This is a genomic window from Methylobacterium sp. PvR107 (assembly GCF_017833295.1).
Classification (GTDB): domain Bacteria; phylum Pseudomonadota; class Alphaproteobacteria; order Rhizobiales; family Beijerinckiaceae; genus Methylobacterium.
The window spans coordinates 2275772-2298259 of sequence record NZ_JAFIBW010000001.1 but is presented as its reverse complement, the minus strand read 5'-3'; the positions used below and the strand labels follow the sequence as shown (position 1 = coordinate 2298259).

Annotated in this window: 16 protein-coding genes; 5 read left to right on the top strand and 11 right to left on the bottom strand. The window is 71.2% G+C overall.

Features of this window, described 5'->3' with window-relative positions; all coding sequences use genetic code 11:
- Window positions 1-43 precede the first annotated feature (43 nt).
- Both JOE48_RS10715 and JOE48_RS10710 read left to right on the top strand, forming a co-directional pair.
- On the top strand, window positions 44-1219 hold the full coding sequence (locus tag JOE48_RS10715) for a multidrug effflux MFS transporter (RefSeq protein ID WP_312893161.1): 1176 nt from the start codon (window positions 44-46) through the stop codon (window positions 1217-1219).
- Window positions 1220-1291: 72 nt separating this feature from the next.
- A complete protein-coding gene (locus tag JOE48_RS10710; protein ID WP_210029717.1) occupies window positions 1292-1561 on the top strand; it encodes a hypothetical protein in 270 nt (89 codons plus the stop codon).
- Window positions 1562-1607: 46 nt separating this feature from the next.
- On the opposite strand, the gene JOE48_RS10705 is transcribed toward JOE48_RS10710, so the two are convergent.
- Window positions 1608-2120, bottom strand: coding sequence for a GNAT family N-acetyltransferase (locus JOE48_RS10705; RefSeq protein WP_210029714.1), 513 nt, complete (start codon window positions 2118-2120; stop codon window positions 1608-1610).
- Window positions 2121-2193: 73 nt separating this feature from the next.
- Window positions 2194-3390, bottom strand: a complete 1197-nt coding sequence (locus JOE48_RS10700) for an MFS transporter (protein WP_210029713.1) — start codon at window positions 3388-3390, stop codon at window positions 2194-2196.
- A gap of 62 nt (window positions 3391-3452) precedes the next feature.
- On the opposite strand from JOE48_RS10700, the gene JOE48_RS10695 reads away from it, so the two are divergent.
- Both JOE48_RS10695 and JOE48_RS10690 read left to right on the top strand, forming a co-directional pair.
- Complete coding sequence (locus JOE48_RS10695) at window positions 3453-4286, top strand: AraC family transcriptional regulator (RefSeq protein ID WP_210029712.1); 834 nt, start codon at window positions 3453-3455, stop codon at window positions 4284-4286.
- 186 nt (window positions 4287-4472) lie between these two features.
- Window positions 4473-5084 (top strand): NIPSNAP family protein, encoded by a 612-nt coding sequence (locus JOE48_RS10690; protein ID WP_210029711.1) that lies wholly within the window; start codon window positions 4473-4475, stop codon window positions 5082-5084.
- A gap of 7 nt (window positions 5085-5091) precedes the next feature.
- Here the strand turns inward: JOE48_RS10690 and JOE48_RS10685 are convergent, their stop codons facing one another.
- From JOE48_RS10685 to JOE48_RS10645, 9 genes are all read right to left on the bottom strand, one after another.
- A complete protein-coding gene (locus JOE48_RS10685; RefSeq protein ID WP_210029710.1) occupies window positions 5092-6198 on the bottom strand; it encodes a microcin C ABC transporter permease YejB in 1107 nt (368 codons plus the stop codon).
- Window positions 6199-6202: 4 nt separating this feature from the next.
- Window positions 6203-8065: an extracellular solute-binding protein gene (locus JOE48_RS10680; RefSeq protein ID WP_210029709.1), complete on the bottom strand. Its 1863-nt coding sequence runs from the start codon at window positions 8063-8065 to the stop codon at window positions 6203-6205.
- Window positions 8062-9975, bottom strand: a complete 1914-nt coding sequence (locus tag JOE48_RS10675; RefSeq protein ID WP_210029708.1) for an extracellular solute-binding protein — start codon at window positions 9973-9975, stop codon at window positions 8062-8064. Before JOE48_RS10675 ends, JOE48_RS10680 begins: the two co-directional genes overlap by 4 nt.
- Before the next feature lie 180 nt (window positions 9976-10155).
- Window positions 10156-12240 (bottom strand): hypothetical protein, encoded by a 2085-nt coding sequence (locus JOE48_RS10670; RefSeq protein ID WP_210029707.1) that lies wholly within the window; start codon window positions 12238-12240, stop codon window positions 10156-10158.
- Window positions 12241-12448: 208 nt separating this feature from the next.
- Window positions 12449-15268, bottom strand: coding sequence for a DUF4159 domain-containing protein (locus JOE48_RS10665; protein ID WP_210029706.1), 2820 nt, complete (start codon window positions 15266-15268; stop codon window positions 12449-12451).
- Window positions 15269-15275: 7 nt separating this feature from the next.
- Entirely contained in the window at window positions 15276-16187 is a 912-nt protein-coding gene (locus tag JOE48_RS10660) for a DUF58 domain-containing protein (RefSeq protein ID WP_210029705.1), read from the bottom strand.
- Between the two features lie 2 nt (window positions 16188-16189).
- Window positions 16190-17194: a MoxR family ATPase gene (locus tag JOE48_RS10655; protein ID WP_210029704.1), complete on the bottom strand. Its 1005-nt coding sequence runs from the start codon at window positions 17192-17194 to the stop codon at window positions 16190-16192.
- A gap of 255 nt (window positions 17195-17449) precedes the next feature.
- On the bottom strand, window positions 17450-18202 hold the full coding sequence (gene map, locus JOE48_RS10650; RefSeq protein WP_210029703.1) for a type I methionyl aminopeptidase: 753 nt from the start codon (window positions 18200-18202) through the stop codon (window positions 17450-17452).
- A gap of 191 nt (window positions 18203-18393) precedes the next feature.
- The gene (locus JOE48_RS10645; RefSeq protein ID WP_210029702.1) at window positions 18394-18942 is read right to left on the bottom strand and encodes a formaldehyde-activating enzyme; all 549 of its coding nucleotides are present in this window, start codon (window positions 18940-18942) and stop codon (window positions 18394-18396) included.
- Between the two features lie 386 nt (window positions 18943-19328).
- Between JOE48_RS10645 and JOE48_RS10640 the strand changes: the two genes are divergently transcribed.
- Window positions 19329-22454, top strand: coding sequence for a rhamnan synthesis F family protein (locus tag JOE48_RS10640; RefSeq protein WP_210029700.1), 3126 nt, complete (start codon window positions 19329-19331; stop codon window positions 22452-22454).
- The last annotated feature ends 34 nt before the right edge of the window (window positions 22455-22488 follow it).

Sequence of the window (22488 nt, the reverse complement as noted above, 5' to 3'; positions counted from 1 at the left end):
GGCATCCGTCCGGGTCGGCAACCGCGAAGGAACTGCCTTGCTCGTGCGACGTCCCGATGCGGGGGAGCGACGCGCTCCCCTGCCGCTGCTGGTCGCCGTGACCATGACCGGAACGGTGGCCCTGCACATCTTCGTGCCGGCCCTCGCGGCGGCCGCCGCGGATCTCGGCACCAACGCGGCCGGCGCGCAACTCACCATCACCGTGTACCTGATCGGTCTCGCGGGTGGTCAGCTGCTCTACGGCCCGCTCTCGGACCGGTACGGAAGGCGGCCGATCCTGATCGGCGGGCTCGGCCTCTATCTCGTCGGGCTGCTGCTCGCGATCCCGGCACCGAATATCGGAACCCTGCTCGTCGCCCGCGTCCTGCAATCGCTCGGCGCCTGCGGCTCCCTGGTGATCGGCCGCGCCATGGTGCGGGACGTCTCGACCCGCGACGATGCGGCCCGCAAGCTCGCGATCCTGACGACCGCGATGACGCTCACGCCGGCACTGGCGCCGGCGATCGGGGGCGTGGTGAACGAGGCCTTCGGCTGGCGCGCGGTATTCGTGGTGCTCGCCGGCCTCGTGGCCGTGCTGGGCACCCTGGTGGTGTTCACCCTGCCCGAGACCAACCGCCATAAGGTGGCGCTGCCGGGCTTCGTCGCCGTGCTCGCCGGCTATCTGCGGCTCGTGCGGATCCCGGTGTTCCGCGCCTACCTGGTTGCCGGCGCCTGCGGTGGCACGAGCCTCTACGCCTTCCTGGCGGTGGCGCCGTTCCTGCTCGTGGACCGGCTCGGGCGCTCGTCGCAGGAGGTCGGGTTCGATTGCCTGATCGTGGTATTCGGCATGGTCGGCGGCGCGGTCCTGGCGAGCCGCCTCGCGGCCCGCGTCCCGATCCGCAAGGCGGCGCGGCGCGGCAACCTCCTCTGCATCGCGGCGGCCCTGTCGCTGCTGGTGGTCGACCGCACCGGGATGCTCGGTGTCGTCAGCCTCATCGTACCGCTGTTCGCCTACGCGGTCGGCGTCGGACTCCTCAGCCCGAACGCGGTCGCCGGGCTGATGAACGTCGATCCGCACGCGGCCGGCTCCGCCTCCAGCCTCTACGGCTTCACCCAGATGACCTTCGGGGCGCTGTTCACGGCCGCGGCGTCCGCCTGGCCCGCCACCTCGGCGACGCCCGTCGCGCTGGCACTCCTCTCGGCCGGTTTGATCGCCGGGCTGGCCCTCCGGCGGGCGTGAGGCCCGGCCGACTGTTTCGGAACGGTCCGGGCGGGTCCGGCATTACGAGGCCCCTACAGGAGGAGACACGCCATGCAGCGCTTGCCCATCATCGTCCTGGCCACCCTGGCCCTCGGGGGCACCGCCTTCGCGGCAGAGCAGGGGGCCTCGTCCCGGACGCCGGGTCACGAGATGCAGGATCGCGGCAGCAAGGCCGGAAGCCCGGGCGCCTCCGGTTACGCGCCCGGTCATGAGATGAAGTCCGGCACCTCGGACACGACCGGCTCGACCTCCCGCACCGGCGGTTCGGCCACCGGGACGTCCGGGACGTCCGGCACCAGCGGCACCGGCACCCGCCGCTGACAGCGTCACGCTTCAGAATCGCCCGGTCTCTGAGGCCGGGCGGACACTACACGCCCGACGCCGGAACCGCTTCGACCAGACCGGCGACCCGGTCGCGAAAACCCGCCGCCAGCTCCAGCCAGAGGAGCCGCGTCGGATCGACCGGTCCCGGCAGGGCGATCTGCCCCTGGGGCACGGGGGTGAAGCCGAACCGGCTGTAGTAGGGGGCATCGCCCACCAGGAGCACGAGGCCTTCGCCTGCCTCGCGTGCCGCCTCGATCGCCGCGCGGGTCAGGGTTCCGCCGATCCCGCGCCCTTCGAAGCTCGGATCGACCGCGAGCGGTCCGAGCATCACGAAGGATGTCGCTCCGGTCCGTACCGGCCCCATCCGCACCGAGCCGACGAGGAAGCTGCCCACGGAGGCGGTGACGCCGAGCTCGATCCGTTCGGCCGCACCCTCGCGCAGGCGGTAGGCGGTGCGGGCGAACCGACCGGGGCCGAAGGCCCGGGCCTGGAGCCGCTCGATGGCGGCGGCATCCTCCAGCCGCTCCGGCCGGATGACGAGGGACAGGGGGCTCACGGCGGGGTCACGATGCTCACGGGTCGGAGGAGGGCCGCGTAGCAGCGTCGGCCGAGCGCCGCAAACGGTCCCGCTACTCCGCTGCGGCGAGCGCCGGCCGCGCGCCGCCCTGGGTCAGCCTGAGGAAGCCGATCGCCGAGAGCCAGATCACCGCGCCGCAGGCCGAGGCGGCGCCGAGCACCAGCGCGAAGCCGCCGCGGTCGTGCAGCAGCGCGATGGCCGGGACTACGAATCCACTCGCCGTGAACCCCACGAAGTAGCGCACGCTGTAGGCCCGGGCCCGGTAGGCAGGGGGCACGTAGCGGGCGATCATGGCGTCGTTGATCACCACCTGCCCGTAGATCGCCGTCATAGCCAGCACGAGTCCGCCGAGCAGGGGCACGCCGGTGCTCAGGGCCGCGATCCCGAGGCCCAGCGGCTGCAGCACCGAGAGCGCCACGAACAGGGCGGGCAGGCTGTAGCGGTCGATCAGCCGGCCCATGGCGAGCTGCATCAGGGCGCCGAACAGGAACACGCCGGTGGCGATCGAGCCGGTCAGTGCCAGGGGCAGCGCGTGGCCGACGCCCTCGTCGATCACCTTGGGCAGGCTGATCGTCGTCAGGTTGAAGGTCAGGCCGCCCGCGAAGATCGACAGGCCGAACATCGCCATCAGCGCCCAGGGCCGGGTGACCGGGATCACCGCGGCGCCGCCGGCCTTCTTGCCCGAGGCCTCGCCGTCGCCCGGCACCAGCGCCAGGAAGGCCGCCCCGCAGGCGAGGCAGACGAGGCCCGGGACCACGAAGGCCGCGCGCCAGCTGATGGTGGCGGCGAGCAGCGCCGTGAGGCCGGAGGCCGAGGCCGCGCCGAAATTGCCCCAGACGCCGTTGATCCCGAGGTCGCGCCCGAGCCGGCGGGCATGGGTCACCAGCATGGCCGAGCCGACCGGGTGGTAGATCGCCGAGGCGAGGCCGAGCACGCAGAGCCAGAGGGCGAAGCCGAGCGGCGTCGAGGCGCTCGCCACGCCGAGGCAGGACAGGCCGTAGCCGAAGAAGAACACCGCCAGCATGTTGCGGCGCCCGAACCGGTCGGCCAGCGACCCCATCGGCAGGGAGCACAGGCCGAAGGCCACGAAGGCGCCGGTGGCGAGCCCGATCAACTCGCCGTAGCCGAGCCCGGTCTGCGCCGCGATGGCGATGACCGCGGTCGGGTAGATCAGCAGCACGAAGTGATCGAGGGCGTGCGCGACGTTAACGAAGCGCAGGGTGCGGCGGGACAGCGTGTCCGAATCCATCGCGGCGTATCCTCCGGGATTGGACCCTGATAGCCTGACCCGATGGAGGTGTCGGGCCGAGTATGTATGCGAACGGGCCAAATTCGCTGGCGGCGGCGCACCGACCTGCGCGGTCCACGAACGCGGCTGACTATCAGGACGTGCCGCGCGCGGTCGCGGTGATGCCCAAGGCCTACGCGGCCGGGATGGTGCTGGATCGCCACTTCCACCCGCGCGCGCAGCTCCTCTACGCCACCGCCGGCCTGATGATGGCGTCCGCCGAGGATGGGACCTGGGTCGTGCCTGAGGGCCACGCCCTCTGGATCCCGCCGCGCCTGCCGCACGCGGTGGCGACCCACGGTGCGGTGGCGATGTGCTCGGCCTATCTCGATCCTGCCGCCGTCACCGGCTTCCCGACGGGCTGCCGGGTGATCGCGGTCTCATCGCTCCTGGCCGCGGCGCTGACGGCCCTCGCGGCGGAGCCGGTGCTCTATGACGAGGACGGGCGCGGCGGCCATCTCGCGGCCCTGGTGCTCGACGAGATCGGCCGTGCGCCCGCGACGCCGCTCGTCCTGCCGCTGCCCCGCGACCCGCGCCTGCGCCGGGTCTGCCTCGGGTTGATCGAGGATCCGGCCTCGGGGGCGGATCTCGACGTTTGGGCCGACCGCGCCGGGGCGAGCCGGCGCACGCTGACCCGCGGTTTCCGGGCGGAGACCGGCCTGAGCTTCGGCGACTGGCGGGCGCGCGCGCGGGTGATCCGCGCCCTGGCGCTGGAGGCCGAGGGGCGCTCACCCCAGGCCGTGGCGGCGGCGGTGGGCTACCGGAGCGCCCAGGCGCTGCGCCTGACGGTGGCCAGGGTTCTGGATCAGCCGGAGCGGACACAGACGGATCCTGGACCGGTGAGTGACGTGATCTAGCTTCGTCCGTCAGACGTTACGCTCGTTCGCGTCGACACTCCCGGCGCCGTCCTTGCGAGCGAAGCGAAGCAATCCGGGGCAGCGCCACGGCTCCCGATGTCGCGCCGCCCTGGGGCCCGTCGCTTCGCGCGGAGTGACGGAGCGGACCGCATCGGCGAAAATGCCCATCGAAGGCGGAAGCAGGCCATGCTCTACGAACTCGCGACCCTGTCCTGTCCGATTCTCGCCGTCGGTCCCGTCTGCGAACAGGCGCGGGCCTGGGCCGCCGAAGCGGAGGCCGGGACGCTGCTGGGCTGCTGGCGAACCGACATCGGCGCCCTCGGGCAGGTACTCGTCCTGCGCGGCTTCGACACGCAAGAGGCTTTGACGGCGGAGCGGCGGCGCGCCCTGATGAGCGCGGCGCCGTTCAACGCCGGCGATCGCCTCACGGCCCTGTCCATGGACAGCTACGCGCCGTTCCCGTTCCTGCCGCCGCTGCGCACCGGATCCCGCGGCGGCGTCTACGAGGTTCGCACCTACCGTCTGAAGCCCGGCGGTCTCGCGCCGACGCTGGCGGCCTGGAAGGCGGCGATCGCGCCGGCCCGGACCTATACCGAGCACCTCGTCACCAACCTCTACGCCCTCGACGGCCCGCCGCGGATCACGCACATCTGGGCCTTCTCCAGCTTGGAGGAGCGCGCGGCCCTCCGGGCGGCCGCGTACGCCTCCGGCGCCTGGCCGCCGAAGGGCGGCCCGGACCAGATCGCGGAAGCGACCTCGACCATCGCGCTGCCGGATCCGGGCTCGCCGCTGTCCTGACGCAGCCTCACGTCGCCCGCGCGGAAAAATCGATCCGCGGATCGATCCAGACGTAGATCAGGTCGGAGAGCAGGTTCACCGCGAGCCCGAGCAGCGAGAAGATGTAGAGCGTGGCGAACACCACCGGGTAATCCCGCCCGACGATCGCCCGGAACGACAGTTCCCCGAGCCCGTCGAGCGAAAAGATCGTCTCGATCAGAAGCGAGCCTGTGAAGAAGGCCGAGATGAACGCTCCGGGGAAGCCCGCGATTACGATCAGCATGGCGTTGCGGAAGACGTGGCCGTAGAGCACGCGTCGCTCGGACAATCCCTTCATCCGCGCGGTCAGCACGTATTGCTTGCGGATCTCGTCGAGGAACGAGTTCTTCGTCAGCAGGGTCGAGGTGGCGAAGGCGCCGATCACCAGGGCAGTCAGCGGAAGCACCATGTGCCATGCGTAGTCGGTGACCTTGTGCCAGGTCGAGAAGCCCTCCCATCCCTCGCTGGTCAGGCCGCGCAGCGGGAAAAACTGGTAGAACGAGCCGCCGGCGAACAGGATGATCAGCATCAGCCCGAACATGAAGCCCGGGATCGCGTAGCCGATGATCACCACGAACGAGGTCCAGCGGTCGAAGCGCTCGCCGTCCTTCACGGCCTTGCGGATACCGAGCGGGATCGAGATCGCGTAGGACAGAAGCGTCATCCACAGGCCCAGCGAAATCGAGACCGGCAGGCGCTCCTTGATCAGCTGGATGACGGTGACGTCGCGGAAGTAGCTGCGGCCGAAATCAAATCGGACGTAGTCCCAGAGCATCTTGGCGAAGCGCTCCGGCGCCGGCCTGTCGAAGCCGAATTGCTTCTCCAGCTTGGCGATGAATTCGGGGCTGAGGCCCTGCGCGCCGCGGTAGCGGGAACTCGCCTCGCCGCCGCCGCCGGAGGGGCGTGCGGCGCCGCCGAGATCGCCGGAGCCGCCGGTCACGCGCGACATCGCGCCGTCGCGCTGGCCCTGGAGCTGGGACAGCACCCGCTCCACCGGTCCGCCGGGGGCGAACTGCACGATGGTGAAGGTGATCAGCATGATCCCCAGCAGGGTCGGGATCATCAGGCCGATACGGCGCAGGATGTAGGCGAGCATGGCGTCAATCCCGCCCGATCCGTTTCGCCTTGTCGGCGTCGAACCACCACGTGCCGGGGGCGCCGAGATCGTATTTCGGCGGGTTGGCCGGGCGGCCGTAAATGTCCCACAGCGCGAGGCGATGGGTCGAACCGTACCACATCGGCACCCAGTAGCGCCCGGCCCGGAGCACCCGGTCGAGGGCGCGGCAGGCCGTGGTGAGCTCCGCCCGCGACTTGGCGTCGGCGATCGCGGTCAGCAGCGAGTCGATCGCCGGGTCCGCAATCCCCGACAGGTTGTTCGATCCCGCGGTTCTGGCCGCCCGGGAGCCGTAGGTCTCGCGCAGCTCCGCGCCCGGCGTCATGCCGCTGGCGTAACGGCGGGCCGTGAGATCGAAGTCGAAATCCTTGAGCCGCGCTTGATACTGCGAGGGATCGACGGTGCGGAGGCTCGCCCGGATCCCCAGCAGCCCGAGATTGCGGATGAAGGGCTGCGTGACGGCCTGGAACACCGGATCGTCGTCCAGGAACTCGAGGGTCAGCGGCTGCCCGCCGGGCAGCAGGAGGCTTCCCCCCTGTCGGGTGCAGCCCGCCTCGCGCAGCAGCGCGTCGGCGCGCTTGAGCAGGGCCCGGTCCTGGCCGGATCCGTCCGAGACCGGCGGCGTCCAGGCCTCGCCGAACACCTCCGGCGGCAGATCCTTGAGCGGTTCCAGCAGGGCGATTTCCTCGGCCGAGGGCTTGCCGGTCGCCTTGAGATCGGAATTCTCGAAGAACGAGGCGGTGCGCGTGTAGGCGCCGTACATCAGGTTGCGGTTCGACCATTCGAAGTCGAAGCACAGGCCGATCGCCTCGCGCACCCGGGGATCGCGGAAGGCCTCCCGGCGGGTGTTGATCCACCAGCCCTGGGTGCCGCTCGGCCGCGCATCCGGCACCGTCTCGCGGACGACGCGCCTCTCGGCGAGCGCCGGGAAGTCGTAGCCGGTGGCCCAGACCCGGGCGGTGAATTCCTCGCGGAACGTGAACGCGCCGCTCTTGAACGCTTCGAACGCCACGGTCCGGTCGCGGAAATACTCGTAGCGGATCGTGTCGAAACTGTTCTGGCCGACATTCACCGGCAGATCGGCCGCCCAGTAATCCGGCACCCGCTCCAGCCCGATCGAGCGGCCGGGATCGACCGCCCCGACCCGGTAGGGGCCGGAACCCAGAGGTGCCTCAAGGGTCGAGGCCTCGAAGTCGCGGCCGCCGTAATAGGCCGCCGAGAAGATCGGCAATTGCGCCACGAACAGCGGCAGGTCGCGGGCGCGGTCCGGCGCGAAGGTGACGACGAGCCGATCCTCACCCTCGGCCCGCGCATCGGTCATGGCCCGGATGACCTCGGCGATCTCGGGATGGCCCTTGTCGCGCAGGAGCTTGAGGCTGAAGGCGGCGTCCTGTGCGGTGAGACGCGAGCCGTCGTGGAACCGCGCCTGCGGGCGGAGCGAGAACGTGTAGGTCAGCCCGTCCGGACTGACCGCGACGGAGCGCGCCAGCAGCCCGTAGACCGCATCCGGCTCGTCGAGGGCGCGGACCATCAGGCTGTCGAAGGTCAGGTTCATCCCGGCGGCACCCTCGCCGCGCAGCACGTAGATGTTGAGCGTGTTGAAGGTGTTGAGCGCCTGATTTCCGGTCGACGACGAGAGCTGGCCCGAGAAGCGGCCGCCCCGCGGCGCCATCGGGTTCACGTAGTCGAAGTGCTCGAAGGCGGGGCCGTATTTCAGCTCGCCGAAACTGGATAGGCCGTGGCGCTCCGCGTCGGCCGCCCAGGTCCCGCCCGACGGCCGGATCGCCGCCAGGGCACCGGCTCCCAGGACCAGACCCCGGCGGGTTGGCGTCCACGGGGCGCCCGTCAACGCGGGGCTCCGGTCTTCGCGGCCCGCGCCTCGTCGTACCACCACGTGGTCGGGAAGCCGGAACTGGCGTAGAGCGGAAGGATCGAAGGGTGGCCGAAGCGGTTCCAGCGCAGGGTCCGCTGTTGGTTCGAGGACCATTGCGGCACGACGTAATCGTGGGCGAGCAGCACCCGGTCGAGGGCGCGGGTGGCCGCGATGACCGCGGGCCGGTCCTTGGCGAAGATCACCTTCTCGATCAGCGCGTCGATGCCCGAATCCTTGATGCCGATCAGGTTGCGCGAGCCCGGCTTGTCGGCGGCCGCCGAACCCCAGTACTCGCGCTGCTCGTTGCCCGGCGAGAGCGACTCGCCCCAGTTCGACGTGGTGACGTCGAAATCGAAGTTGCGGATCCGGTTCTGGTACTGGGCCTGATCGATCACCCGCAGCGTCGCCTCGATGCCGATGAGCTTCAGCTGCGCCGAGAACGGCAGGATTACCCGCTCGAAGGTGTTCTGGAATTCCAGGAACTCGACGGTCAGCGGCTCGCCCGTGGCCTTGCTGACCATCTTGCCGCCGCGCTGCTCGTAGCCCGCCTCGCGCAGCAGGCCGACGGCCTCGCGCAGGTTCTTGCGCACGGCCTCGGGGCTGTCGTTGACCGGGTTGGTGTACGGCGTGGTGAAGACGGATGGCGGGACCTTGTCCTTGACGCTCTCGAGGACCGCCTTCTCGTCGCCCTCCGGCAATCCCGAGGAGGCCAGCTCCGAGCCGAAGAAGTAGGAATTGATCCGGTTGTAGAGGCCGTAGAACAGGGCCTTGTTCATCTCCTCGTAGTTCATCGCGAGGTTGAAGGCCCGGCGCACGCGCGGATCCTTGAACTTGTCCTTGCGGGTGTTGAACACGAAGGCCTGCATGATGCCCATGCCGCGGTCGGGGAACGCCTCCTTGATCAGGCGACCTTCCTTCACGGCCGGGAAATCGTCGTAGGCCGTGGCCCAGTTCCGGGCGATGTTCTCGACGCGGAAGTCGTACAGGTCGCCCTTCAGCGCCTCGACCAGCACGGTGCCGTCGCGGAAATACTCGTAGCGCTCGGTGTCGAAGTTGTAGCGCCCGGCATTCACCGGCAGGTCCTTGCCCCAATAGTCGGGCACCCGGGCGTAGGTCGCGGTCCGCCCGGGCTCGAACTTCGCGAGCCGGTACGGGCCGGAGCCGAGCGGCGGCTCCAGGGTGGTCTCGGTGACGCTGCGTTGCTTGCCGTTGGCGTCCTTGGCGGTCCACCAGTGCTTGGGCAGGACGCGCAGCTGCCCGATCACCTGCGGCAGCTCGCGGTTGCCGGTCTCGGTGAAGGTGAAGGTGACCTCGTGCGGCCCGGTCGCTTCGGCCTTCGCGACCGTCTGGTAATAGGCGGCGTAGAACGGGCTGTTGGCCTTGAGCACGTCGAAGGACCAGACCACGTCCTCGGGCGTGATCGGCTGGCCGTCGTGCCAGCGGGCGTTCTGGCGCAGCCGGTACGACACCGAGCCGAGATCGGGGGCAATCCGGACCGCCTCGGCGAGCAGCCCGTAGGACGTGAACGGCTCGTCCGAGGACTCGGTCATCAGCGGATCGTAGATCTGCTGGATGCCGCCTTCGAGGTCGCCCTTCAGGCCGGCGACGACGATGTTGAAGTTGTCGAACCCGCCCTGCGCGCCGAAGCGGACCATCCCGCCCTTGGGGGCGGCCGGGTCGGCGTAGTCGAAATGCTTGAAGTCGGGGCCGTATTTCGGCTGGCCCATCAGCGTGATCGCGTGGGTCCACTGGCCGTTGGCGGCGGGCAGGGTCGCCGGCGTCGACGGCATCGCGGCCGGTTCCTGCGCCTGCGCCGGGGCGAGCTGGAGGCAGGCGACGAGAAGAGTCGCGGCGAGAAGGCGTCCGGTCGCGGTCTGCGCTGTCACGGGCAGGCTGTCTCCGTTGCGTCGCGCCCGCGCGGCGCGCGGGCGTTCAGTTAGGGTCATAGGCCGGGCGCGGCCCGGGCGTCGAGCGCGCTCGCACACGCGCGGTGGGGAGGGAGGCGCGGCTTCTCCCGCCCCCCTCTGCGGGGGAGGGGAGGTTGCGGAGCGCGCGGGACCATCGTCTCACGCCGCCCGACCGCGTCGGCCCTCGACCAGCCACATGGCGAGCAGGGAGGCGGCGAGCGCGGCGAGCGCCGCCAGACCCAGCGCCAGCGGATAGACCTCGACGCCGCGGATATTGGCGCTGTCGCTTGGCCGGAAGCCGATCCAGTCGCCGCCCGCCAGGCGGCCGCCGCGCACCACCGCGAGACGCGGCACCTGGATGCCGCCGCCGGCCTCGGCGATCCGGCGGACCGAGCCGCCCGATCCGTCGGCCACGGCCTTCAGGCGATCGGTGTCGCTGAAGACGTCGGCGAGCTCGCGCGGATTGGCGGGTCCGACGCTGACGAAGGCCACGAGGGTGCCCGAGCGCAGGGTGTGCAGCCCGAGTGTCTCGGCGTCGAAGGTGCCGGTGAACAGGCCGGGCTCGCTGGGCTTCAGCGTCAGCGTCGTCACCTTGCCGGTCGGTCCGGTGACGGTGACGGGCTCGGTCTGGTCGGCCATGGTCTGCCGCTCGACCCGCACCTCCCGGCCGCGACCGGTGGTCTGGGCGCGCAGGGCCTCCTCCTCCAGGGCCGGCTCCTTCATCAGCCAGTGGCCGAGGCGGCGCAGCAGGTCGAGATACGGGCCACCCTCCTGGTAACCCCGGGCCCAGAGCCAGGCATGGTCCGACAGGAGCAGGGCGACGCGGCCCTTGTCCTCCCGCGAGAGGGCGAGCAGCGGCAGCCCCTCGGCGCCCGACAGGATCGGCTGGATGCCCGGGCGGGTCCGAGCCTCGATGATGCGCAGCCAATCGCCCCAGGCGGGCGGATTCGCGTCCGAGCCCGGCAGGGCTCGGGTGACCGGGTGCCGCTGGCCGGTCTGGGTCGGCGCCGCCTTGTAGGGCTTCTCGACGACGCGTCCGTCCGGATCACCGGGCAGGATGCCGGCGAGGCGCGTGCGGGCAAGGCTCGCGGGGCCGGCGAATTCGGGGCCGGCGGCGATCAGCAGGGCGCCGCCCTCGCGGACGTAGCGGACGATATTGTCGAAATAGGCCTGCGGCAGCACGCTCTGGTTGGCGTAGCGGTCGAAGATGATCAGGTCGAAATCCTTGATCTTCTGGACGAACAGCTCACGCGTCGGGAAGGCGATCAGCGACAGCTCGGAAATCGGCGTGCCGTCCTGCTTCTCCGGCGGGCGCAGGATGGTGAAATGGACGAGGTCGACGTTGGCATCGGACTTCAGCAGGTTGCGCCAGGTCCGCTCGCCCTGGTGGGGCTCGCCGGAGACGAGCAGCACCCGGAGCTTCTCGCGGATGCCCTCGATCGGCAGGACCGCGCGGTTGTTGACATTGGTGAGCTCGCCCGGAAGCGGCTCGACCTCGATCTCCACCACGTTCGGGCCGCCATGCTCGATGCGGGTGGTCAGCGAGAACGGCTTGTCGGTGGCGACATCCCGGCGGCCGATCTCCTCGCCGTCGCGGCGCACGGTGACGACGGCGTGGCCGGTGCCGCCGCGCTCCATCACCTCGGCGCGGATCGTCAGGTCCTTGCCGACGATTCCGAAGCGGGGCGCCTCCAGCAGCTTGATCTGCCGGTCGCGCTCATCCGGATGGCCGGTCACCAGCACGTGGAGCGGCGCCTTGATGCCGAGCTGGGCCATCGACGCGGGGATGTCGTGGACCACGCCGTCGGTGAGCATCACGATCCCGGCGAGCCGCTCCGGAGGGACATCGGCCAGCGCCTGGCCCAGGGCGGTGAACAGCTTGGTGCCGTCATCGCCATCCTTGGCGTCGGGCACGTCGATAAAGCGCGGCTCGATATTGGTCAGCGCGCCGAAGCGGCGCTGCAGCTCGGCGCGGACCGCCTCGGTCATCTGCGGGCGGTCGCCGAGCTGCTGCGATCCAGACCGGTCGACCACGATGGCCGCCACGTCCTTCACAGGCTCGCGGTCCTCCCGCACCAGGGCCGGATTGGTCAGCGCCGCCAGGACCAGGCTGAGGACCAGGACCCGCAGCAACGCGGTCCGGCCGCGCGCCAGGACGGCGAACACCGCCAGGACGGCGACGACGACGCCCAGGACGGCGAGCGCCGGCCACGGAAGGAGGGGCGTGAAGCTGAGGCTCAGCATGGGGCACCACCTTTCCCTCCCCCCTCTGCGGGGGAGGGTGGCCCCTGCGTCAGCAGGGGTCGGGAGAGGGGCGCGACGGTGCCGAAGAGGTCACGATGGGCATCAGATCCTGAGCCGTCGCGCTGCCCCTCTCCCGACCCCCTCCGGGGGCCGCCCCCACCCGCGGAGGGGGGAGGGGATGCAGCGTCGCATCGGATGTTCGCGTCCATCACTGCCCCAGCCGCTCCAGCAGCGCAGGCACGTGGACCTGATCCGCCTTGTAGTTGCCGGTCAGCGTGTACATCACGATGTTGACGCCGCCGCGGAACGCCATCTCGCGCTGGCGCTGGTCGCCGCCCACCACCGGGTAGAGCGGCTCGCCCCGGCGGCCCACCGCCCAGGCGGCGGCGAGATCGTTGCCCGTGATGATGATCGGGCTCACCCCATCGCCCGCGCGGGCGGGGCGGCGCTCGGCGCCCTCGGCGGCGGGCGGAAGCGCCTCGACCCAGGTCTGCCCGGTGGCGTAGCGGCCCGGGAAGCTGTCCACGAGGTAGAACGCCTTGGTCAGCACGTGGTCTAGGGGCACCGGCTCCAGTTCCGGGACTTCGAGCGTTCCCAGCATCTTGCGGAGATAGGCAGCCTCGGGGGAGGGCGGCCCGCCGGGCCGGGCGGTGAGCGCGTCGCGGGTGTCGAACAGGACCGTGCCGCCATTGCGCATGAATGCGTCGATCTTCCGGATCGCGGCTTCCGAGGGTTGCGGCCGGGCGGGTGCGATCGGCCAATAGATCAGCGGATAGAAGGCCAGCTCGTCCTTGGCCGGGTCGATCCCGGCGGGCTCGCCGGGTTCCAGGGCGGTGCGGGAGGCCAGCATCTGGGTCAGGCCGGTGAGCCCGGTCCGGCTCGCCTCGTCCAAAGCGGCGTCGCCGGTGATCACGTAGGCGAGGCGCGTGACCAGCGCCGACTCGATGCCGTTCGGCCGGTTGGCCGGCGGTTCCTCGGCCCGCAAGGGCTGTCCCGGGAGCGTGGCGAACGCCAGCAGGCCCGCCAGCGCCAGGATTGCGGGGCGCCCGCGCAGGCGGGCCGCCAGCCCGCCGCGGCGCAGGAAGCCGCCGAGCCACAGGCCCGCCAGGGTGTCGAGGGCGAGCAGAAGCAGCGCGAGGGTGAACAGGCTCGGGCGCAGGTCCAAGGCTTCGGCCCCGGCGAGCGATCCGGTGCGGGCGCTCTCCAAGGCGGCCGTGTCGAGGGGCTTCAGCCGGTCGTCCGGTTGCAGGGCGTTCACGCTGATGCCTCCGTCCGGCGGGCCGTAGAAGCCCGGCGGATGTTCGGAATTCGCCCGATCGGCGTAGTCGGCCGCCACCGCGGTGGCCGAGGCGGGGGGCGAGCCGAGCGCCCCGAACCCGTCCAGTGTCACCCGCGGGGCGAGCACCGGGGCAGCGGCCCGCACGGCTTCGCCCTGGACCGGCGCCGAGGCGCCGGCCAGCGCCACGACGCGCCGAAGCATGTCGATGAACAGCCCGGAGAGCGGCAGGTTCGACCACGTCGTGTCGGCGGTCACGTGGAACAGCACGATCGTGCCCTGGCCGCGCTTCTGCGCGGTGACGATCGGGGTGCCGTCCTGGAGGGAGGCCCAGGTCCGGTTCGGCAGGTCGCCATCCGGCTCGGCGAGGATCTGGCGGCGCACGCCGATATCGACCGGCGGCTTCAAGCCCGCGAACGGACTCTCGGGCGGGAAGGGGGCCAGGGTCTTGGGGCTGTCCCAGGAGAGCGTCCCGCCGAGCGTCCGGCCGCCCCGGCGCAGGCGCACCGGCACCAGCGGATCGTTGCCGGCGGCGAGCCGGGGGCCGGCGAAGCGCAACAGCATGCCGCCCTCCTTCACGAAGCTCTCGATCCGAGCGGTGGTCTTCTCGTCCAGCGCGCCGACATCGGCCAGCACGAGGACCGATACCTGATTGTCGAGGAGCTGGTTGATCGAGTCCGCCGTGCCCTTGGCGCCCCGCGGCTCCTGCACGTCCGCGAAGGGCTGGAGTGCGCGGGACAGGTAGTAGGTCGGGGCCAGGAGCGGCTGGGCCTGGTCGAGGGTGCCGCCGAAGACGAGGCCGACCCGGCGCCGCTTGCCGCGCTCGTCCTGCAGCACCACGGCGCCGGCCGAGCGCTCCCCCGCGATCTCCAGCCGGCTGATGCTGTTGCGCAGTTCCACGGGCATCTCGAAGGTCGCGTCCGCCTCCGTGGCGTCGGCCGCGAAGGCGAAGTCGCGCTCGGCGAGCGGCAGGCCCTTCTGGTCCAGCGCCCGGATCACGCCGGAATCGCGCCCGTTCGGCACGGCCCGGAGGGCATGGGTGACGAGCTTGCCGGCATTCTCGGTGGCGGTAAGAGCCAGCGCCGGGGGCCGGTCGGCGCGCAGGATGGTGAGCGCGGCGCCGCTGCTGCCGACGAGATCGGCGAGGCCCTTTGCGAAGCGCTCGTCGCTCGCGCCGGCGACGCCGTCGCTGATCCACACGAGTCCGGCGCCCTGGTTCTTCTCCAGGAAGGCGCCGATCGTGGCGAGATGCGCGTCCCGAGCGGGCAGGATCGGGCGCGGCGCGAGGGCGCGCAGCCGCTCCAGGGCGGCGGCCGGCGCCTTCGCCTCGAAGGCTGCGGGCGCATCCGCCAGCCCGATCACCGCCACGGGCCGGCCGTCGCGGGCAGCGCCCTCCAGGGCGTCGGTGGCGACACGCAGCCGGTCGCGCCAGTCGTGGGCGGCGGGAAAGCCGTTGTCGAGGAGCACGAGGAGCGCGCTGCGGCCGCCCCCGGCCCCGGCGCCCCCGGCGTTCCAGACCGGGCCGGCGACCGCCAGGATCAGGGCGGCGGCGATCAGCAGCCGGAGGATCAGCAGCCAGGGCGGCGTCCGGGCCGGCGTCTGGCGCTGCGGGATCAGGTCCGCGACGAGCTTCAGCGGCGGGAAGTTGATCCGCCGCGGGCGCGGCGGGGTTACCCGCAGCAGGAACCACAGGGCGGGAAGGCCGATCAGGGCTGCGAGCGCCAGAGGCGCCGCGAAGGTCAGACCCAGCATGCCGGCCTCACTCCGTGCCGCGGGCGGCGATCAGCGTGGCGAGCCGAAGGGCCGCCTCGCTCGCCGGCCGGTCGGTGCGGTGGATCGTCAGAGTCCAGCCCTGGCTTCGGGTGATGGCGGCCAACGCGGCCCGGTGCTCGGCGATCCGGGCGCGGTAGCGCGCGCCCCAGGCGTCGGCGTCGCCGATGTCGAGGCTGAGGCTGCCTTCGAGGTCGTGCAGCACGGCCTGGCCGGTGAACGGGAAGGTCTCCTCGATCGGATCGACGATCATCAGGAGATGGCCGCGGCTGCCGCGGCCGGCGAGGTTCTGCACGGAATCGGCGATCCGGGCCGGCGCGGTCAGGAAGTCGCCGATCAGCACCACCTCGTCGAAGCGGGCGGGGCTCGCCCGGGGCGGCAGATCCTGGGTGAGACCGGCTTTGTCCGCCACGAGCGCCTGCGCCAGCCGCTCGACGATCCCCCGGGACGCCGTCGCCCGGGTCAGTCCGAGAAGGCCCACGCGTTCGCCGCCTTCCACAAAGGCGTCGGCGAGCCCCAACCCCAGGATGAGCGCGCGCTCGACCTTCGGGGCCGACGCCAGGTCCGAGGAGAAGCCCATGGAGGCCGAGCGGTCGATCCACAGCCAGATATTGTGAGCCGCCTCCCATTCGCGCTCGCGCACGTAAAGCCGGTCGTCCCGGGCCGAGCGACGCCAGTCGACCCGCGCCGCGGCCTCGCCGGTGACGAAGGGACGGAATTGCCAGAAGCTCTCGCCGGGACCCGCCCGGCGGCGGCCGTGGAGGCCGTGGGCCAGCAGGCTCGACACCCGCCGCGCCTCTAGGACGAGGCGGGGCATCTTGTCCGACAGGGCGGTCGCGCCCTCGCTCTCGCGCCGGCCGGGTACGCGCCTGCCCGCGTCGAGGGCGTTCGTCGCGACCAAAGTCAGATCTTCTCCGCGAGCTTGGCGATCAGGCCCTCGATGGTCTCGCCGTCGGCGCGGGCGGTGTAGCTCAGCGCCATGCGGTGCTTGAGCACCGGCTCGGCCAGGGCCTTCACGTCGGCCACCGACGGGGCGACACGCCCCTCGATCAGCGCCCGGGCGCGGGCGGCGAGCGTCAGCGCCTGGCTGGCGCGGGGGCCAGGCCCCCAGAGAAGCTTGTCCTTCACGAGCGCGTCGCCGCTGTCCGGCCGGGCGGCGCGCACGAGGTCAAGGATCGCCTCGACCACGCCCTCTCCAACCGGCAGCCGGCGCACGAGGCGCTGGGCGGTGAGCAGCTGCTCGGTGGACATCACCGCGCGCGGCCGCACTTCATCGACGCCCGTGGTCTCGATCAGGATCCGCCGCTCGGCGGCGCGGTCGGGGTAGCCGACGTCGATCTCCAGCAGGAAGCGGTCGAGCTGCGCCTCGGGCAGGGGATAGGTGCCCTCCTGCTCGATCGGGTTCTGGGTCGCCAGCACGTGGAACGGCCGGGGCAGGTCGTGGCGGGCGCCCGCCACCGAGACGTGGCCCTCCTGCATCGCCTGGAGCAGGGCCGACTGCGTGCGCGGGCTCGCCCGGTTGATCTCGTCGGCCATCAGAAGCTGGGTAAACACCGGCCCCTGCACGAACCGGAAGGCGCGGCGGCGGTCGGCATCCTCTTCGAGGATCTCGGTGCCGAGGATGTCGGACGGCATCAGGTCCGGCGTGAACTGCACACGCCGCGCGTCGAGACCCAGGACGGTGCCGAGCGTCTCCACGAGCTTGGTCTTGGCGAGGCCCGGCAGGCCGACCAGCAGGCCGTGGCCGCCGGCCAGGATGGTCACGAGGGCGAGATCGACGACCTTCTCCTGCCCGAAGATCACCCCGTGGATCGCCTCCCGCGCCGCGCCGACGGCGGCGAGGCAGCTCTCCGCGGTGGCCACGATGCCGTCGTCGAGGGTGGTGGCCGGGCTGATCCCCTGCGTCATGCCGTTATCCATCTCCGGTCCGGGGCCCCGCGGAACCCCACGGGTCATCGCGACAAGTGTGGGGCTTCTGATAGCGGGCTGGCAAGGTCGGGATCGCCGCACGCCGAATCGCGGCCGAAGCTGGCGCACGGCGCCGCGACCCTGGTCCGGACCGCGCCGCTCTTCGGTGACGGCGATGAGGCCGGATGCGGGGCGCCTCGCCCGCTGCTGCGTGGCGCGACGGTCGACGGTGTCACCTCAGGGCCGGCCGGCCCCCTATTGTCCGGGCATCGTCAGAACCAGCGGACCGCTGCGCGTGGCGACGACGGTGTGCTCATATTGGACCGTCGGAGCCCTCGGCCGGCTGTACAGGGTCCAGGGATCGTCGCCGTCCTCGGCGTAATCGGCGCCCAGCGACAGGAACGGCTCGATTGTGAATACCAGCCCCTCCGTCATGATCCGGCGCTCTGAGGCGTCGGGCCAGGTCGCGATCTCCGTCGGCTCCTCGTGAAGCGACAGGCCGACGCCGTGGCTGGCGAGGTTGCGCACGAGCGTGTAGCCATTCTTCCGCGCGAAGTCGCCGACCGCCCGGCCGATCCCCGCCAGCGGCATGCCGGTGCCGACCTGGCGCAGGCCCGCCCACATCGCCCGGCGCCCGTCCCGGCACAGCCGCTCGACCCTGCGGGTCACCGGCGGAACGGCAAAGGACGCGCCCGTATCGGCGAAGTAGCCGTCTTTCTCGGCAGAGACATCGATGTTGACCAGGTCGCCCGGCTCGATCCGGCGGTCGCCCGGGATGCCGTGCGCGATCCGCTCGTTGACGCTGATGCAGGTCGCGCCGGGAAAGCCGTAGACCATCTCGGGCGCCGGGCGGGCTCCGGCCGCGTCGAGATAGGCGCGTCCGATCCGGTCCAGCTCGCGCTCCGTGATGCCGGGCTCGATCGCCTTGCCCATGATCTCCAGCGCCTCGGCGACGATGCGCCCGATCCGCTTCAGTCCGGCCAGGTCGTCCTCGCTGGATACGGTCATGGCGTCTCCCTTCGTAAGACCTCATGCGGCCGAAACGCCGGTGAACCGGAACGGCCGCTTCCCGTGGGCGCGCCCGGATCCGCGCCCCGCTTGGGGCTTCAGAAACCGGACTGGCGCGCGCCGGCCCGGACGGGCGGAGCGGGTTCCGGCCGTAGGCGCGGATCCCGCTCCGGCACAGGCCGGGGAAGCGATCAGATTTTTCCTTCGAGGCCCATCGTGTAGTATTTGTGGACGATCTTCTCCTGGTTCTCCAAGAGCCAGTCGATCGACGGCTCGTTGGCCATCGCCTTGCGGATCGCCTCGGTCATGCCCTTGCGCTGGATCTCGAACAGCGCCTTGTGGTCGACGGTCTGGGCCTCGATCACGCCCGGGCTCAGCCAGACCGAGCAGATGATGCCGAGATCATTGGCCTTCTCCTTCGGGATGTAGCCCGCCCGCACGGCGTCGAGCACGCCGTTGGCGATCGCGAACTGCACCGTGCCCATCAGGATCGACGTGTACTTGCTCTCGGTCACGCTGACCTTGGAGACGCACAGCGTCACCGGACGGACCATGATGTCGGTGTTGAGCAGCGCGAAGACGCGGCTGTGGCCCACCACCTGGTCGCCGGTCAGCGTCGCCAGGGCCGTGCCGACCGGCCCGTCGAGCTCGCCGATGATGACTTCCGGCTCGGACGCCGTGTTGGGCGGCCCGCCCGCCACCAGGGCTTCGCCGGCGCGGAGGATGATGCGTTCACTCATGACGGTAGGCTCCATCGGTTGCGGCACGAAGGGGAGGGCGTGTCCGGCGGCTTCCCGGCGGACGGCCCGTCCTCGGGATGAGATCAGCCACCGGGCTGCTCTCCTTGCAAATGCGCCGTGCAGGCGCGCTGCGTTGCCGTGAGCGCGCCTCGTATACGAACGTGAGGGCGCCCGGATAGGCGACGGACGGATTTTTCCGGGATCGCGCCGCGCCTCAGGCCTCGGCCCGGCACAGCGCCCGGGTCTTGGCGTCGGCGGGCTGGACCATTAGGAAGGCGCCTGAGCCGGGCCGGTCGTGCCCGCGACCGCCGGCCGAACCCCTTGATGTCTCTCGCGGATCGCGGCGTGGGCAGCTTTGCGGGCTTCCCGCGTATCCGGACCATGTCATGCGCCTTCGAGATGTGTTCGCCGCCGGGTCATCCGAGAAGGCCGGCCTCGCCAAGGCCGCGCAATCCCTCGCGCGGCCGCTCACCCGGCGCCTGAAGCGGGATCGCCGCAGCGGGCCGCGACAGGCCGATCTCGTCCGGGCCGTGAAGGATTCGGGCCTGTTCGACGCGGCCTGGTACGCGCGGCGCTACCCGGATGTCGCCACCGAGGGGATCGATCCCGCGACCCATTACGCCGTCCACGGCGGACGCGAGGGCCGCTGGCCGCACCCGCTGTTCCACGGCGACCTGTACCTCGCGGCGAACCCGACCCTGCGTGTCGAGGGCATCAACCCGCTCCTGCACTATGTCGAGCGCGGCGCGGCGGCCGGGCAGGCGCCGAACCCGCTGTTCGATCCCGACTGGTACGCCGAGCGGTATCTCGGCGGTCGGGCCGCGCGCGCGCGGGCCCTGTTCCATTTTCTGGAGAGCGGTGAGACCGACCCGTCGCCCGCCTTCGATACGGCGTGGTACCGCGCCCGCTATCCGGACGCACGGCGCGAGCCGGTCAACGCGCTCGTCCACTACATCACGGTCGGGAAGCAGCAGGGCTACCTGCGCAATGCCGAGGAACTCGCCAGCCTCTCCCGCCACGTCGAGCTGATCCGGCAATCCGGGCTGTTCGACGCCGCGTATTACCGCCGTCACTGTCCGGAGGCCGAGACCAGCGGCCTCGAGCCGCTGGAGCATTACGTGATGGCCGGCGGTTACCGCCGCCACGCGCCGCACCCGCTGTTCGATCCGGACTGGTACGCCGCCCAGGCGCCCGAGATCGTGCCGGAGAGCCTCAATCCGCTGGTCCATTTCCTGGAGCACGGTGCCGCCGCCGGTCTCGATCCGGGCCCGTGGTTCGACACGCGCTGGTTCCGCGCGGCCTACCTCCCCGACGATGCGGCGACCAACCCGCTCGCGCACTTCCTCGCGGATGGCGGCCGCACCACCAGCCCGTCCCCCCGCTTCGACGCGCCCTGGTACCGCTCGGAATACCCGGAGGCCGCGGCGCGCGGACTGAACCCGCTGGTCCACTACATCCAGTACGGCATCGGCCAGGGGAAGCGGACCCGCTGCGTCGCGGGCACGGCGGGGTCCCGGGATTCGGCCCAGGCCCCGCTCGTCTGCCTGAAGCGCGAGCCGCGCAGGCATGCCCGCACCGCCCTGTTCATCACGCATTCCGGCAACGGCCGCATCAAGGGCCATGTCGAGCCCTACCTGCGCGCCTTCATCGAGAACGACGCCGACGTGGTGCTGATCGTCGCGGCCGACCAGCGCAAGACGGTCGTGCCGCAGGCGCTGATCGACCTGTGCGCCTCGGTCTACGTACGCGAGAACGGCGGCTTCGACTTCGCCGCCTGGGCGCATGTGCTGGCCGAGGACGGCGACCTGCTGGACGCGGACACGCTCTACCTCGTAAACGACAGCCTCGTCGGTCCCCTCGACCGCGACGCCTTCGCCGGCATCCTGGCCCGGATCGATGGCTGCTCCGAGGAGGTCGTCGGTCTGCTCGACAACTTCTACTACAGTGACCACCTGCAGAGCTTCTTCCTGGCGCTGAAGCGGCGCTGCCTGTCGTGCTACGGCTTCAACCAGTACATGCAGGCGATCCGGAGCTGGCCGGACAAGAATGTCGTCATCACCGAGTACGAGCTGACCTTCTCGGCCCGGATGCGCGCGGCGGGCATGAACACGCGGGCCCTGTTCTCCACCCGCAACCGGCACACGACCCTTGTGAACGACCCGCGCAACAACCGCGCCCTGTTCGACTGGGAGAACCTGCTGGGGCAGGGCTTCCCGTTCGTGAAGCGCTCGCTCCTCGGCGAGCACGCGGCGCTGGGCGGGAAGCCGTTGCGGAAGGCGCTTGAGGACTCGGGCTTCGACCTCGACCGGCTGGAGCCGACCTATGCCACCCCGGGCGCCAGGGTCTGGGCAGACTTGGCGCGGCCGACGCGCGCCGCCGGACCGCCGCGCGTGACCTTCGTAAGCCCGACCAACTACGCCAACGGTCTCGGCGTGGCCGGCCGCGGCTACGCCCGGGCGATCCACCGGACGCCCTGGCAGGTGAATCTGCACCCGCTCGAAGTGCCGTTCCACGTCCACGCGCGCGTCGCGCCGGGCTGGCAGGCCGAGACCTTCGCGGGACCGGCCGACGTCGCCGTGGTCCATCTCAACGGCGAGACGTGGACCTCGCTGATGAGCCCGCGCCAGCAGACGATCGTCGCGCAGGCGCGCCGGAAGGTCGGGCTGTTCGTCTGGGAGACCTCCTACGTCCCGGAGGACTGGCTTCGGACCGTGGACGGCCTCGACGCGATCTGGACCCCGACCGAATTCTGCGCCGACATCTTCCGCTCGATCACCGACATCCCGGTCGAGATCGTGCCGCACGTCGTCGAGAACGAGCCCGGGGAGCCCGCGAGCGCCGCGGCCAAGGCCCGCCTGCGGGCGAGCTTCTCGATCGACCCGGCCAAGCGGCTGATCCTCTACGCCTTCGACGGCTCGAGCTATCTGGCCCGCAAGAACCCGCACGCCCTGATCCGGGCCTTCCGTGCCGCCGGGCTCGCGAAGAGCGGCTGGCAGCTCGTGCTGAAGACCAAGCACGTCTTCGACCTTCCGGGTGAAGGCAAGCGGCTCCTCGAGCTCGTGGGCAAGGGCGGAGACGTGGTCGTGATCGATCAGCCGCTCTCGGCGCGGGAGCTCGCGATCCTGTTCGAGACCTGTGACGTCTATGCCTCCTCGCATTCCTCGGAGGGCTTCGGCCTGACGATCGCGGAGGCCATGGAGATGGGCAAGGTCGTGGTCGCCACCGATTTCGGCGGCAGCCGCGACTTCCTCGACGCGACCTGCGGTTTCCCGGTCCGGGCCGACATCGTCGCCCTTGAGGATTCGTACGGCCCTTACCTCAAAGGCTCGACCTGGGGACGCGTCGACGAGGACGATCTCGCGCGTGCCCTGAACGCCGCTGCCGCTGCGGTGACGAGCGGCGAGGCGCAGCGGATCGGCGCGGCGGCCAGGGCTCGGATCCGGGAGCGCCTGTCGGCCGCCGCCGTCGCCGCCGCGATGGAGGCGAGCCTCGCCCGCCTCCTGGTCGAATGACCGCCGGACATCCGGCCCTCTCGCTGAGACCGAT

Excerpts from the sequence above, each read along its gene's own strand:
- JOE48_RS10685 (WP_210029710.1), bottom strand. The coding sequence starts at position 6,198 with ATGCTCGCCTACATCCTGCGCCGTATCGGCCTGATGATCCCGACCCTG.
- JOE48_RS10700 (WP_210029713.1), bottom strand. The coding sequence starts at position 3,390 with ATGGATTCGGACACGCTGTCCCGCCGCACCCTGCGCTTCGTTAACGTC.
- JOE48_RS10655 (WP_210029704.1), bottom strand. The coding sequence starts at position 17,194 with ATGACGCAGGGGATCAGCCCGGCCACCACCCTCGACGACGGCATCGTG.
- JOE48_RS10670 (WP_210029707.1), bottom strand. The coding sequence starts at position 12,240 with ATGCTGAGCCTCAGCTTCACGCCCCTCCTTCCGTGGCCGGCGCTCGCC.
- JOE48_RS10665 (WP_210029706.1), bottom strand. The coding sequence starts at position 15,268 with ATGCTGGGTCTGACCTTCGCGGCGCCTCTGGCGCTCGCAGCCCTGATC.
- JOE48_RS10695 (WP_210029712.1), top strand. The coding sequence starts at position 3,453 with ATGTATGCGAACGGGCCAAATTCGCTGGCGGCGGCGCACCGACCTGCG.
- JOE48_RS10710 (WP_210029717.1), top strand. The coding sequence starts at position 1,292 with ATGCAGCGCTTGCCCATCATCGTCCTGGCCACCCTGGCCCTCGGGGGC.
- JOE48_RS10640 (WP_210029700.1), top strand. The coding sequence starts at position 19,329 with ATGCGCCTTCGAGATGTGTTCGCCGCCGGGTCATCCGAGAAGGCCGGC.
- JOE48_RS10645 (WP_210029702.1), bottom strand. The coding sequence starts at position 18,942 with ATGAGTGAACGCATCATCCTCCGCGCCGGCGAAGCCCTGGTGGCGGGC.
- map (WP_210029703.1), bottom strand. The coding sequence starts at position 18,202 with ATGACCGTATCCAGCGAGGACGACCTGGCCGGACTGAAGCGGATCGGG.
- JOE48_RS10690 (WP_210029711.1), top strand. The coding sequence starts at position 4,473 with ATGCTCTACGAACTCGCGACCCTGTCCTGTCCGATTCTCGCCGTCGGT.